The sequence below is a fragment of the Bradyrhizobium sp. RDI18 genome (assembly GCF_043203335.1).
Classification (GTDB): domain Bacteria; phylum Pseudomonadota; class Alphaproteobacteria; order Rhizobiales; family Xanthobacteraceae; genus Bradyrhizobium; species Bradyrhizobium retamae.
In genome coordinates this window covers 5,065,527-5,079,562 of sequence record NZ_JBICRN010000008.1, presented here as the reverse complement: position 1 = coordinate 5,079,562, position 14,036 = coordinate 5,065,527, and the positions used below count along the sequence as shown (strand labels likewise).

The 14,036-nt window shown below is 62.6% G+C and carries 10 protein-coding genes and 2 pseudogenes; 1 reads left to right on the top strand and 11 read right to left on the bottom strand.

What is annotated here, in order from left to right:
- Positions 1 to 135 precede the first annotated feature (135 nt).
- The 8 genes and pseudogenes from pnp to rimP form a co-directional block, all read right to left on the bottom strand.
- The gene (pnp, locus tag ACFXS9_RS33615; RefSeq protein WP_392696679.1) at positions 136 to 2,292 is read right to left on the bottom strand and encodes a polyribonucleotide nucleotidyltransferase; all 2,157 of its coding nucleotides are present in this window, start codon (positions 2,290 to 2,292) and stop codon (positions 136 to 138) included.
- A 319-nt stretch (positions 2,293 to 2,611) separates the two neighbouring features.
- Complete coding sequence (rpsO, locus tag ACFXS9_RS33610; protein ID WP_028347859.1) at positions 2,612 to 2,881, bottom strand: 30S ribosomal protein S15; 270 nt, start codon at positions 2,879 to 2,881, stop codon at positions 2,612 to 2,614.
- 2 nt (positions 2,882 to 2,883) lie between these two features.
- A complete protein-coding gene (truB, locus tag ACFXS9_RS33605) occupies positions 2,884 to 3,996 on the bottom strand; it encodes a tRNA pseudouridine(55) synthase TruB (RefSeq protein ID WP_392700158.1) in 1,113 nt (370 codons plus the stop codon).
- Complete coding sequence (rbfA, locus tag ACFXS9_RS33600) at positions 3,996 to 4,409, bottom strand: 30S ribosome-binding factor RbfA (protein ID WP_028347857.1); 414 nt, start codon at positions 4,407 to 4,409, stop codon at positions 3,996 to 3,998. The genes truB and rbfA overlap by 1 nt, the downstream gene beginning before the upstream one ends.
- Before the next feature lie 184 nt (positions 4,410 to 4,593).
- On the bottom strand, positions 4,594 to 7,245 hold the full coding sequence (infB, locus tag ACFXS9_RS33595) for a translation initiation factor IF-2 (RefSeq protein ID WP_392696675.1): 2,652 nt from the start codon (positions 7,243 to 7,245) through the stop codon (positions 4,594 to 4,596).
- Positions 7,246 to 7,320: 75 nt separating this feature from the next.
- Positions 7,321 to 8,004 (bottom strand): RNA-binding protein, encoded by a 684-nt coding sequence (locus tag ACFXS9_RS33590; RefSeq protein WP_392696672.1) that lies wholly within the window; start codon positions 8,002 to 8,004, stop codon positions 7,321 to 7,323.
- 75 nt (positions 8,005 to 8,079) lie between these two features.
- A pseudogene (gene nusA / locus ACFXS9_RS33585) lies at positions 8,080 to 9,689 on the bottom strand (transcription termination factor NusA).
- Between the two features lie 3 nt (positions 9,690 to 9,692).
- On the bottom strand, positions 9,693 to 10,457 hold the full coding sequence (rimP, locus tag ACFXS9_RS33580) for a ribosome maturation factor RimP (RefSeq protein ID WP_392696669.1): 765 nt from the start codon (positions 10,455 to 10,457) through the stop codon (positions 9,693 to 9,695).
- A 337-nt stretch (positions 10,458 to 10,794) separates the two neighbouring features.
- Here rimP and ACFXS9_RS33575 point away from each other — a divergent pair, with 337 nt between their 5' ends.
- The gene (locus ACFXS9_RS33575; RefSeq protein ID WP_392696666.1) at positions 10,795 to 11,865 is read left to right on the top strand and encodes a DUF2336 domain-containing protein; all 1,071 of its coding nucleotides are present in this window, start codon (positions 10,795 to 10,797) and stop codon (positions 11,863 to 11,865) included.
- 48 nt (positions 11,866 to 11,913) lie between these two features.
- Here the strand turns inward: ACFXS9_RS33575 and ACFXS9_RS33570 are convergent, their stop codons facing one another.
- From ACFXS9_RS33570 to ACFXS9_RS33560, 3 genes and pseudogenes are all read right to left on the bottom strand, one after another.
- Complete coding sequence (locus ACFXS9_RS33570; RefSeq protein WP_392696663.1) at positions 11,914 to 12,825, bottom strand: heme o synthase; 912 nt, start codon at positions 12,823 to 12,825, stop codon at positions 11,914 to 11,916.
- 66 nt (positions 12,826 to 12,891) lie between these two features.
- Positions 12,892 to 13,295: pseudogene (locus tag ACFXS9_RS33565) on the bottom strand (cytochrome C oxidase subunit IV family protein).
- Between the two features lie 9 nt (positions 13,296 to 13,304).
- Positions 13,305 to 14,027, bottom strand: coding sequence for a heme-copper oxidase subunit III family protein (locus tag ACFXS9_RS33560; protein ID WP_392696660.1), 723 nt, complete (start codon positions 14,025 to 14,027; stop codon positions 13,305 to 13,307).
- Positions 14,028 to 14,036 lie beyond the last annotated feature (9 nt).

Sequence of the window (14,036 nt, the reverse complement as noted above, 5' to 3'; positions counted from 1 at the left end):
ATCGGGTTTCGTTTTCTGTCCTCGTAAGCCTGCGACGTAATCGCACAGGTGCTGCCGTCCCGACAATGTAACTCAGGCCGCCAACAAAAAAGGGCGGCCGTTCGGCCGCCCTTTTGTTCACATTTTAGCGATGCCTTACTCGCCGGCGGCTTCACGCGGCGCCTGGCCTTCCGCCTTCTGTTTGGCCTCGAGGTCCTCGCCGGTCACCTGATCGACCACCTTCATCGACAGCCGGGTCTTGCCGCGGTCGTCGAAGCCGAGCAGCTTGACCTTGACCTTGTCGCCTTCCTTGACGACGTCGGAGGTCTTCTGCACGCGGCTGGCGGCGAGCTGGCTGATGTGGACCAGGCCGTCCTTGGCGCCGAAGAAGTTCACGAAGGCGCCGAACTCCATCACCTTGACCACGGTGCCCTCATAGATCTGGCCGATCTCCGGATCGGAGGCGATCGACTTGATCCACTTGATCGCGGCCTTCATCGCCTCGCCGTCGTTGGAGGCGACCTTGACGGTGCCGTCGTCCTCGATATTGACCTTGGCGCCGGTCTTTTCGACGATCTCGCGGATCACCTTGCCGCCGGTGCCGATCACTTCACGGATCTTGTCGGTCGCGATCTTGAAGGTCTCGATGCGCGGCGCGTATTCGCCGAGCTCGGCGCGCGCGTTGGTCAGCGCCTTGGCCATTTCGCCGAGGATGTGGACACGCCCTTCCCTCGCCTGACCGAGCGCGACCTTCATGATCTCCTCGGTGATGCCCTCGATCTTGATGTCCATCTGCAGCGAGGTGATGCCCTGGTCGGTGCCGGCGACCTTGAAGTCCATGTCGCCGAGATGATCCTCGTCGCCGAGAATGTCTGATAGCACCGCAAAGCGGGAGCCTTCCAGGATCAGGCCCATCGCGATGCCCGCGGTCGGCCGCTTCAAGGGAACGCCCGCATCCATCAGCGCCAGCGAGGCGCCGCACACCGAGGCCATCGACGAGGAGCCGTTGGATTCGGTGATCTCGGAGACCACGCGCACAGTGTAGGGGAATTCGTGGTGCGGCGGCAGCACCGGATGGATCGCGCGCCAGGCGAGCTTGCCGTGGCCGATCTCGCGGCGCTTGGTGCCGCCGAGGCGTCCGGTTTCACCGACCGAGTAGGGCGGGAAGTTGTAATGCAGCAGGAACGTCTCCTTATACGTTCCGGACAGCGCGTCGATGTACTGCTCGTCCTCGCCGGTGCCGAGCGTGGTCACGACCATCGCCTGGGTCTCGCCGCGGGTGAACAGCGCCGAACCATGGGCGCGCGGCAGGACGCCGACTTCGGCGATGATGTTGCGCACGGTCTTGACGTCGCGGCCGTCGATGCGCTTGCCGGTATCGAGGATGTTCCAGCGAACGATCTTGGCTTCGAGCTCCTTGAACACGCCGGCGATGCGCAGCTTGTCGTATTTCGGCTCCTGGCCTTCCGGGAAATAGTGCGCAATCACCTTTTCCTTGGCCTTGCCGACCGCCGCATAGCGCTCCTGCTTGATCGGAATCGCGTAGGCCGAGCGCAGGTCCTGCTCGACCAGGCCGAGCATTTCCTTCTCGATCTCGCTGTTGTCGATGGTGGTGACTTCGCGCGGGTCCTTGGCGGCCTTTTCGGCCAGCTCGATGATCGCCTTGATCACCGGCTGGAAATGGCGGTGACCGAACATGACCGCGCCGAGCATGATCTCTTCCGAGAGCTCCTTGGCTTCGGATTCGACCATCAGCACCGCGTCCGACGTGCCGGCGACGACGAGCTCGAGCTGCGTGTCGGTCATTTCATCGAGCGTCGGGTTGAGGATGTATTCGTCGTTGCTGAAGGCAACGCGCGCGGCGCCGATCGGTCCCTTGAACGGCGCGCCCGACAGCGTCAGCGCGGCCGAAGCGGCGACCATCGCCACCACGTCGGGATCGTTCTCCATGTCGTGCGAGAGCACGGTAACGATTACTTGGGTTTCGTTGCGCCAGCCGTCGGCGAACAGCGGACGGATCGGGCGGTCGATCAGGCGGGAGACCAGCGTCTCCTTTTCGGTCGGACGTCCCTCGCGCTTGAAGTAGCCGCCGGGAATGCGGCCCGCGGCGTAGGTCTTTTCCTGGTAGTCCACGGTCAGCGGCAGGAAGTCGACGCCTTCGCGCGGCGCTTTGGCGGCAACGACGGTGGCAAGCACGACGGTCTCGCCATAGGTCGCCATCACGGCGCCGTCGGCCTGACGGGCGATCTTGCCGGTTTCCAGCTTGAGGGGACGTCCACCCCAGTCGATCTCGACGGAATGCGTATTAAACATAGTGGTCTTCTTTCATGGGTTCACGAGAGGGCGGAGCCCAAAAACACAAAGACCATGCGCAAGATGGCGGGCCGCTGATCGCAACATGAGATCAGCATCCGGCGATCCTGCCATGGTCTTCATCTTTCGGATGGCGTCCATCCTCCCGGCAGTCATGGGCACCTTGCCCTGTCCAGCGGCCGGATTGCTGCTGGACGTTTGTCGAGCACGATCCTTGTCGGATGATGCTCCTTGCGCATGATCGTCTCCAAAAACCGGAGTCCGCTTCTGCGGAAAATCATGCGAAAACGCGCGCAAACTGCGCGCGCGCACACTCAAATCAACGGCGAATGTTATGCTTTTCGAGCAACGCCTTGTAACGCGCCTCGTCCTTCTTCTTGATGTAGTCGAGAAGCGAGCGGCGCGTCGACACGAGCTTCAGGAGGCCGCGGCGTGAATGATTGTCCTTCACGTGGGTCTTGAAGTGGCCCGTGAGATTGTTGATGCGTTCCGACAGGATCGCAACCTGGACCTCGGGCGAGCCGGTGTCGCCGGCTTTGGTGGCATTCGTCTTGATGACTTCCGCTTTGCGTTCGGCGGTAATCGACATCGTCAAACTCTCTCATTGCTGCGACCGGGACTGGCAGTCAGCCCGGTCAGGTTGAACACGCGCTTGGGGATGAGTTCGCCATTGCCAATTTCAGCAAGCGCCAAAAGGCGGCCTGCCACCGTGACATAGACTGTGCCGCTACTATTGGGCGCATCCCGTCCGCGCAACAAAACGGCCTGGCCCCTGTGGAGCCTTGCCGCATCAGCCCGTGTGACGGCCAGTGCCGGGATGTCGTCCAGCGCGGTCTCAACGGGCAAAAGCGCGTCGGCGAGGCTTCCCTCGCCAGACGCGGCTCTATTGCATAAAGCCTCCAACTCTTCCAGCGGAATCATGTCCGTTTCGCGGAACGGGCCGACCAACGTCCGCCGCAACGCGCAGATATGGCCGAAACAGCCAAGAATTCGGCCGATATCGCGGGCCAGTGCCCGGACATAGGTGCCCTTGCCACACTCCGCCTCGAACACGGATTGACCGTTATCTCCATGTTCTACAAGGGTTAATTCGTGAATCTCGACCGGCCGAGGCTTCAATTCGACGGTTTCGCCGTCCCGCGCAAGGTCATAGGCGCGCTCGCCCTGGACCTTGATCGCCGAATATTGCGGCGGGATCTGCTCGATCAGCCCGGTGAACTGGGGCAGCAGGGCCCGGATCGCGTCCGCTGACGGGCGGAGTTCGCTGCTCTGGGTCACCCGCCCCTCGGTATCGTCGGTGTCGCGCTCCTCGCCCCAGGCGACCGTGAAGCGGTAGCGCTTGCGGCCGTCCATCACGAACGGAACCGTCTTGGTGGCCTCGCCGAGCGCGATCGGCAGACCGCCGGACGCCAGCGGATCGAGCGTGCCGGCATGGCCGGCGCGCTTGGCCTGGAACAGGCGCTTGAGAATGGCAACCGCATGCGTCGAGGTCATGCCGATTGGCTTGTCCAGGATCACCCAGCCATGAACGTCGCGCTTGTCACGTCGCGGCTGGTTGTTCTGGCGCGGCTGTTTGGTGTGGCGCGGATCGTTGTTGACGCGGCGTTCACCATCGTTGCGCGAATCGGAAGAATTATTTTTTTCCGCGTCGTGCGAATCGGCAGTTTGCTGCTCGATCGCGCGGTTGGCAGTGGACGTAACCATCATTTGTCGTCCGAATCGGGTGCGAGGTCTCGTTGCACCGCAGGTGTTCGCAGTAATTTCTCGATCCGTTCCGCTTCGTCGAATCGTTCGTCGACGCGAAAGCGAAGGTCGGGAGCAAATTTTAAGTTAACGCGATGCGCGATCTCGCCGCGCAGGAACTTCTTGTTGCGTTCGAGCGCCGCAATCACGACGTCGGTGTCCCGTCCACCGAGCGGCATCACGTAAATCGTCGCGAGTTTCAGGTCCGGCGACATTCGCACCTCGGGAACGGTGATGATGTGGCCTTCGAGGTCGGGGTCGTGCACGTTACCGTGCGACAGAATATCGGCGACCGCATGGCGCACCGTTTCGCCGACGCGCAATTGTCGTTGCGAGCCGCCGGGAGCGGAACCCTTGCTGTGGTGGCGGGGCATTTGTCGTCCTTCGAAAACAAATCGTCATGGCCGGGCTGGTCCCGGCCATCCACGTCTTCTTTGGCTGCTGAATCCTGGGGCGTAGATGCCCGGCACATCAATGCGAAGACGCGCTTCGCGCTTTTGGCCGGGCATGACGCCGAACTAGTTCAATATCCTTCTAACGAAGCCGTAAGGTTCAGACTTACAGGCTGCGCTGGATCGTCTCCACGCGATAACACTCGATCACGTCGCCGACACGCATGTCGCCGTAATTCTCGAACGCCATGCCGCATTCCTGCCCGGACTGCACTTCCTTCACTTCGTCCTTGAAGCGCTTCAGCGTCGACAGCTTGCCCTCGTGCACGACGACGTTGTCGCGGATCAGGCGAACATTGGCGCCGCGCTCCACGGTGCCGTCGGTGACGCGGCAGCCGGCGACCTTGCCGACCTTGGAAATGTTGAACACTTCCAGGATTTGCGCATTGCCCAGCATGGTTTCGCGCAGCGTCGGCGCGAGCAGGCCGGACATCGCCTTTTTGATGTCGTCGACGAGATCGTAGATGATGTTGTAGTAGCGGATCTCGATGCCGTTGCGCTTGGCGGCCGCGGCAGCTTCCTTGTTGGCGCGCACCGAAAAGCCGATGATCGCGGCATTGAAGCCTTCCGCCAGCGTGACGTCGGATTCGGAGATGCCGCCGACGCCCGCGTGCAGGATGCGCGCGGCGACCTCGTCGGTGCCGAGTTTTTCCAGCGAACCCAAAATGGCTTCGAGCGAGCCCTGCACGTCGGCTTTGACGATCAGCGGGAATTCCTTGCGGCCCGCGGTCTTGAGCTGCGACATCATCTGCTCGAGCGAGCCGCGCATGCCGGAAATCGAGGCGGCGGCGTTCTCGCGCTTCTGGTGGGCGCGATAACTCGTCACCTGGCGGGCGCGGGCTTCGTTCTCGACCACCGCAAGGCGGTCGCCGGCTTCCGGCGGGCCGTTGAAGCCGAGCACCTCGACCGGCACCGAGGGGCCGGCTTCGTCGATGTTCTCGGCTTGATCGGAGATCAGTGCGCGGACACGGCCCATTTCGGCGCCGGCCACGATGATGTCACCGACCTTGAGCGTGCCGCGCTGAACCAGCACGGTCGCAACCGGGCCGCGGCCACGATCGAGCTTGGCTTCGATCACGGTGCCTTCGGCAGGCCGCTCCGAATTGGTCTTGAGGTCGAGAAGCTCGGCCTGCAGCGCGATCATTTCGAGCAGCTTGTCGAGATTGGTCTTGTTCTTGGCGGAGACCTCGACGTCGACGACTTCACCGCCGAACGATTCGACCTGAACCTCGTGCTGCAAGAGTTCGGTGCGCACGCGCTCCGGCTTGGCGTCCGGCTTGTCGATCTTGTTGATCGCCACGATCATCGGCACCTTCGCCGCCTTGGCGTGGTTGATCGCCTCTACCGTCTGCGGCATGACGCCGTCATCGGCCGCCACCACCAGGATCACGATGTCGGTGACCTTGGCGCCGCGCGCACGCATCGCGGTGAACGCGGCGTGGCCGGGCGTATCGATGAAGGTGATCTTCTTGCCGCTTTCGGGCGAGGTCACCTGATAGGCGCCGATATGCTGGGTGATGCCGCCGGCTTCGCCCGACACCACGTTGGCGTGGCGCAGCGCGTCGAGCAGCGAGGTCTTGCCGTGATCGACATGGCCCATCACGGTGACCACCGGCGAGCGCGGCTCGGTATCGGTGGAATCGTCGACGACGTCGAACAGGCCTTCTTCAACGTCGGAGGCGGCGACGCGCTTGACGGAGTGGCCCATTTCCTCGGTGATCAGCTGCGCGGTGTCGGCATCGATCACGTCGGTGATCTTGTGCATCGCGCCCTGCTTCATCAGCAGGCGGATGACGTCGACCGCGCGCTCCGACATGCGGTTGGCGAGTTCCTGGATGGTGATCGCTTCCGGGATCGTGACCTCGCGGATCAGCTTTTCCTTTGGCTCATTGGAGGCGTGGCCCTTCAGACGCTGGGTGCGGCGGCGGAACGAGGCGATCGAACGCTCGCGCACGTCGTCATTGAGCGCGGTGACCACCGTCAGGCGGCCGCGTTCCTTTTGCGGGCCGGGCTTGTGGGTGGTCTTGGGAGGGGTTGCGGGGCGCATGGCGCCGCCGGGGCCACGCCGAACGAGACGCGGACCTTCGTCTTCATCGGAACCGTCGGCGGCAACGCCCGGGGCGCGCGCGGGCGGCACTGCAGCCGGACGGGCGCCGGCCGGGCGGGCGGCGGCGGGTCGCGCTGCGGCGGGTGCCGGCGTCGCCGCGGGCTTGGCCTCGGTCTCGCCAAATCGCTTCTTGGCCTCGACTTCGGCCTTGCGCTTGGCTTCCTCTTCCAGGCGGTGCCGTTCTTCCTCGGCCTTGCGGCGGGCCTCGGCGGCCTCGCGTTCGGCCTGTTCGATGCCTTCACGGCTGGCGCGGCGCTTGGCCTCTTCCTCGGCCAGACGGCGCTCCTCAATTTCGCGCATCTTGGCGTCGGCCAGCGCGCTGGCGCGGGCGGAACGCTCGTCTTCCGTCAATGTTCGCAGCACCACGCCCGAACCGCCGCGCGGCGCGGCACCCGGCGTTGCTGCAGGGCGGGAGAGGGGGGCCTTTGCGGCGGGCGCCGCCTTGGCGGCGGCCGGCTCGGGCGCATGCGTCTCCGTGGCGGGCGCGTCGCCGCCGACGCGGCGCTTGCCACGCTTTTCGACCACGACCTGCTTGGTCCGGCCATGGCTGAAGCTCTGGCGCACGGTGCCCGTCTCGACCCGCGGCTTCAGCGTCAAGGTCTTGGTCGGAACACTCAAAGTCTTGTCGCCAGGCGTTTTGGTATCAACCATTCAGCAGTCCTAATCTCGTTAGCGTTGTGCGTTTTCCGCACCGTCATTGAAGCAGGTCTTCGGAACCAATCTTCGTCAGTCAGAATTTCTGGCCGCCATCCCGGTCTTGTCGTCATCGTCCGTCCGGTATCGAACCAGGATCTGGCAGCGCGACAGGAACGTCTTGCTCGCCGGGCCCGCGAGCAGCGCAGCATGTATCACATTTGACCGGCCCAGTGCCAAATCCAATTGTGCCGAGGTTAAAGCAGTAACAATCGGCAAATCCCGCGATTCACCGATATTTCGGCCCCTTTGCCCGGCGATCGCGTCCAATTTGCGGATTCCGTCGGCCGCGCCGTCGGAAGCGTGGACCAGGACTTCGGCCCTGCCCTGTTCGAGCAGGCCCTCGACCTTGGCAAAGCCGGAAATCACCTGACCGGCCTTGGCCGCCATGGCCAGTGCCTCGGTGCAGCTTCGTTCCAGCAGGGCCTCGGTATCGGCGGGAAGGGTCGCCGCGACCCGGACGTCGCGCTTGAACCCTCTGTTAAATTGGTGACGCCGCACCGCTTCCGCAACCGTCCGGCGCGAGGCCGATACCCAGAGGCCGCGGCCGGGCAGCTTGCGTTTCAAATCGGGGATCACCTCGCCCGAGGGGGCGACAACGAACCGGATCAGCTCGTCGACCGGACGCGCCTCGCGACTGACCGCGCACATCCGCATGGTCGCGGACTTGTCGGTCCGCGGCCCATGGTCGAGATCGGGGTCAGCCAAAGCAAGCATGCCTGTTTTATGGCTCCAGTCATCTGCGCACGGTCTGCGCGCAGAAAAGGGTTTCGGTTTTGCGGAACACCCGCATTACGCCGTCTGGTCTTCGGTGGCTTCAGCCGTCTCGGATTGCTTGGCGAGTTCGGCCTCGGTGATCCAGCCGGCAATGACGCGAGCCTGCATGATCATGGCTTCCGCATCTTCGCGCGAGATCTCGTTGGCGTCGAGAATGCCGGGATGCTTGGTCGGCTCGCCGCCTTCCTTGCGCTCGGTCCAGCCGACCAGATCGTCGGTGGCGCAGCCCGCCAGATCCTCGACCGTCTTGATGTCGTTTTCGCCGAACTTCACCAGCATCTTCGAGGTCACGCCGGGGACCTTCTTCATTGCATCTTCCACGCCGAGTTCCTTGCGCTTGTTTTCCAGCTCGGTTTCGAGCTGCTCCAGATATTCTCTCGCCCGGCTCTGCAGCTCGTTGGCGGTTTCCTCATCGAAACCCTCGATGCCGGCCAATTCCTTGGCATCGACCAGCGCCAGTTCCTCGACCGAGGTGAAGCCTTCGGATGCCAGCAACTGACCGACCACTTCGTCGACGTTCAGCGCTTCCATGAAGACGCGGGTCGAATTCTCGAAGTCGGCCTGGCGGCGCTCGGATTCTTCCTGCTCGGTGAGGATGTCGATATCCCAGCCGGTGAGCTGCGAAGCGAGGCGCACGTTCTGGCCGCGCCGGCCGATCGCCAGCGAGAGCTGGTTGTTGGTGTCGGGAACCACGACCTCGATCCGCTCGCGGTCCTCGTCGATCACGACCTTGGCCACTTCGGCGGGCGCCAGCGCGTTGACGACGAAGGTCGCAATATCGGGCGACCAGGGAATAATGTCGATCTTCTCGCCCTGCAGTTCGTTCACCACCGCCTGCACGCGCGAGCCGCGCATGCCGACGCAGGCGCCGACCGGATCCACCGAGGAATCCCGGGAAATCACGCCGATTTTCGCACGCGAGCCGGGATCGCGGGCCACCGCCTTGATCTCGACGATGCCGTCGTAGATCTCCGGCACTTCCTGCGCGAACAGTTTGGCCATGAACTGCGGATGGGTGCGGAGAGGAAGATCTGCGGTCCGCGGGTTTCGCGGCGGACGTCGAAGATATAGGCGCGGACGCGGTCGCCGTTGCGGAACACCTCGCGCGGCAGCATTTCGTCGCGGCGGATAATGGCTTCACCGCGGCCGAGATCGACGATCACGCTGCCATATTCGACGCGCTTGACGACGCCGTTGACGATATCGCCGATGCGGTCCTTGAATTCCTGGTATTGCCGGTCGCGTTCGGCCTCGCGGACCTTCTGCACGATCACCTGCTTGGCGGATTGCGCGGCGATGCGGCCATATTCCAGCGGCGGCAGGGTATCGGCGATGGTGTCGCCGACCTGGGCGCCCGGATTGGCGCGCTGCGCGTCCGCCAGCGAAATCTGGTTCGCCGAGTTCTCGACGTGATCGACCACCAGCATGTGGCGGGACAGCCGCAGTTCGCCCTTCTTGGCGTCGATCTCGGCGTGAACGTCGGTCTCGCTGCCGTAACGGGCGCGGGCCGCCTTGGCGATGGCGTCTTCCATCGCGGCGATTACGATGCCGCGGTCGATCGACTTTTCGCGGGCGACCGCGTCTGCGATCTGCAGCAGCTCGAGTTTGTTGGCACTGACTGCCATGGTTTAGTCTCCTTCGGTAGGATCGATCTCGCCTCTGCGCAGCCTTTCTGCGGCGAGGCGGTGTTTCTTGGTATTCGTCGGCTCCGGCTTCTTGCCGGGCTTCGGCTTCGGTTTGTTGCTTTTGGCCGGATCACTCTTCTTTGCGTGCGGCGGAGGCGGCGGCGCCAGCCCGAGATTCTGCTTCAACTCGCGCTCGGCCTGCTTGCCGCGCCGCATCGATTCCGCAATCAACTCGTCGGTCAGAACCAGCCGTGCGTCGGAGATGTCTTCCATCACCAGGAGCACGTCGGCATCTTCGTCCGCGCGTGTGTCATCCCGATGTAGCCGCACGGCATTGCCTTCGACACCGGCCAGCGTACCACGGAAGCGCTTGCGGCCCTGATGGGCGACTGCCATTTCGATCTTCACGAGATGACCGGCGTAGCGTTCGAAATCGGAGCGGCGCACCAGCGGGCGGTCGATGCCGGGCGATGAAATCTCCAGACGGTAGGCGCGGTCGATCGGATCGGCGACGTCGAGCACCGGCGACAGCGCCCGCGAGATTGCCTCGCAATCCTCGATCTGCATCGAGCCGTCGGGCCGCTCTGCCATGATCTGGACGGTGCATCCGGCCTCGCCGGAAATCTTGATCCGAACCAGCCGGTAGCCCATTCCCTGCAAAACCGGCCCGGCAACGGCCGACACCCGCGCCGCCACGCCCGGCTCGACGACGAGACGGGGCTCGGCCAAGAGGTCGGCATCCTCGGGAACAGCAGTTGGATCGGTCATGTCCAGGGTCAAAAGCGTCTTACATGCATGGGTTTAGGCCAGGCCTAACCGGAGGTCCGGCCGGTTCCCCGAACCGCCCTTGACGCCCGTTCTGGGCAAGGCGGGTTCAGGTAATAAAAAAGAGCGGGCCCCGGGGGGCCCACTCTCAATACGCGATCGTATGAGAACCATAAGTTGCCGCGGATATAGCGGTTTTTCCGCAATCCGACAAGGCCCGCAATCCCGTTAAGGGCGATTTTGCCAAGCTTTGAGAGCGGGGTAAAGTCTAACTCTTCATTCATGAACGCTGCCTAGATTTCGCGAAAACCAGCCAATTTTGGCCGGTTTGGGTGGGTTTATGATTGTTTCACCATCGCTGATCCCGGAACTCGACGACATTGTCAGTCGTGGCGACCCCAAGCGCCGCGCCGATGCCGCGCGTCGTATCAGCGAGCTTTTCCTGCAGGGGGCAGCGAGCTTCCGTCCCGATCACGTCGATTTTTTCGACGGCGTTCTGACCAGCCTCGTTCCGCATGCCGAGATCGAGGCGCGCGCCGAATTGGCCGAGCGCTTGTCGACGCTGGCGAATGCGCCGCGTGGCCTGGTCGGCCAACTCGTCCATGAGGATGAAATTGCCATTGCAGGCCCGTTGCTGCGCTGCTCGCCGGTCATCGACGAAAAGATGCTGCTCGAAATTGCGTCCATGAAGGGCCAGGGTCATCTGCTGGCGATGGCGGAGCGGCCGACGCTTTCGGCCGATCTCACCGACGTCATGATCGCCCGCGGCGACCGCGCGGTGGTCAGGCGCGCCGCCGGCAATTCGGGCGCGGCCTTTTCATCGGATGGCTATTCGACGCTGATCAAGCGCGCTGGCCAGGACGGCGTGCTGACGATCAGGCTCGGCCAGCGCGACGATCTGTCTTCTGAGCAATTGAAGGAGCTGCTCTCCGGCTCCATCGACATCATCCGTCGCCGCCTGTTCCAGGTCGTCAAGCCCGAGCGGCAGGCCGATATCAAGCAGGCAATGACTGCCATCACCGGCCCGTCCGAACGCGAGGAACGACGCGACTTCGTGCCGGCGCAGCGCACGGTGCTGAAACTTCACCGCGAAGGCGCACTCGGCGAAGGCGCATTGCTCAACTTTGCCAGGGCCTTCAAATACGAGGAATCGATCGCCGCGCTGTCGGCGATGACCGGCGTCAAGATCGAAACCCTCGACCGCCTGATCAGCGGCGATCGCTACGATCCGATCCTGATCGCCGGCAAAGCCATCGATCTCGAATGGGCAACGGTGCGCGCGCTGATCATCCTTCGGCTCGGTCCGAACCGGACGGCATCACCTGCCGACATCGAAAGCGCGCGTGTGAACTACGTGCGCCTGATGCCCATGACCGCCCAGCGCGTCGTCGAGTTCTGGAAGACGCGGTAACGGTCTTGCCGGCCGCCGGCGTCATTGCGCGTAGCGGCGGACTTCGTTCTAGCGGGGCTGAGCGTAGGGTGTAGCATTCATCAGCAGCACACCAAACAGAAGAACCAGATAGAGTATGGAAAACGCAAACAGCCGACGAGCAGGCCGCCGTTGCTTATCGTCGCTCCGATGTACTTGCCATGAAAGAAAAACCATGATTGCCCCAAGGATCGCCGCAGCCGCGCCATAGATCGCTCCGGCGAATCCCAGCGCCCAAGGTAGCAGTGAGATCAGAACGAGAAAAACGCTGTAGAGAAGAATCTGGCGTTTTGTTTCGGCCTCGCCGGCTACGACCGGCAGCATCGGCACGCCGGCCCGGGTATATTCTCCGGCAAGATTGAGCGACAGTGCCCAGAAGTGGGGTGGCGTCCAAAGGAAGATGATCAGGAACAGGATGAGCGGCTCGATCCCGGCGTTTCCGGTGGCAGCAACCCAGCCGATCACAGGAGGGAGTGCGCCAGCAGCACCGCCAATGACAATGTTCTGCGGTGTTCGGCGCTTGAGCCACATCGTGTAGACGACGACATAAAAGAAAATTGTGAAAGCAAGCAGCGCAGCCGCGGCCAAGTTCAGCAAAGTGCCGAGAGCCAGAACGGCACACACGCCGAGCGTCAGTCCAAAAACCAATGCTTCCGAGCGAGATACACGGCCGCCAGGAATGGGACGCATGGCAGTACGCGCCATTACCGCGTCGATGTCGGCGTCGTACCACATATTGAGAGCACCTGCAGCGCCGGCTCCGGCAGCTATGCAAAGAAGGGCAGCCATACCGGCGAATGGATCGATGTCGCCTGGCGCGACTATCAGACCGACGAGTGCCGTAAAGACGACTAGCGACATGACGCGCGGCTTTGTCAGCGCGACATAATCTCCGACGTTGGCATACCTGCCGCGAAGGAGAATCGAACGATTGATTTGCATGAGACTGATGCCCCCTGTTGCAAGCGAACTGGCGAGATCTGAAGCACCTCCGCGAAGCAAGACTGACTACGTCGGTGACGCGAAGAACAGGACCCGTATGAGGTGCGTATACTCGATTCGAACACCATGATCGCCACAAATACCAACACCAAGATCGGCGGCAGCAGGATGGCATAGCTCAGGGCCAACCGCTCCCAGGCCATATGCATGAAGACGGCGACGATCAGGCCGGCCTTCAACACCATGAACAGCAGGATCAGCGACCATCTGAGATAGCCGTGCAAGCCGAAGTAGTCGACGAGATAGGAACAGGCGCTGAGGACGAACAACCATCCCCAAACCACAAGATAGAGTTTGATCGGGTGCTGCTGGCCCTCTGCGTGCGTGGTGGCACCTGATGCGGCCGTATCAGGCGCATGGGTGTGTAGCTGATGTCGTCGACCTTCTAATGGTATTGCTGCCTCGCTCATGCGTCGCCCTCACCAAAGATAGAAAAAGGCAAAGATGAAAACCCAGACAAGATCGACGAAGTGCCAGTACAGGCCCATTATTTCGACGATCTCGTAGTTCCCCTTCCTGCTCGTGAAGAATCCGCGTCGTCCGTGATCAAAATCTCCGCGCCAGACCTTTCGCGCGATAGCGATCAGGAAAATCACGCCGAACGTCACGTGCGTTCCGTGGAAGCCTGTGATCATGAAAAAGCTGGAGCCGAACTGCGCCGCACCCCAGGGGTTCTCCCAGGGCCGCACTCCCTCCTGGATCAGCTTGGTCCACTCGAAAGCCTGCATCCCGACGAACGTTGCGCCAAGTGCTGCCGTAACGAGCATCAGGATTGCGGTTTTGACGCGATCGCGGCGGTAGCCGAAATTAACGGCCATCGCCATCGTCCCACTGCTGCTGATCAGGATGAAGGTCATGATGGCGATCAGGATGAGCGGAATGTGATGCCCCGCAATCTCGAGAGCGAAGACCTCACTCGGATTGGGCCACGGCACGGTCGTGGACATCCGCGCCGTCATGTACGAGAGCAGGAAGCAGCTAAAGATGAAGGTGTCGCTCAGGAGGAAGATCCACATCATGGCCTTCCCCCAGGAAACATTCTTGAAGGCGCGCTGATCGGAGGACCAATCGGCGGCGATACCCTTCCAGCCGGCAGTCTGCGCAGGCGATTTTCCAGGGTTTGTCAGCACCGTCTCTGCCATCTGGTCTCT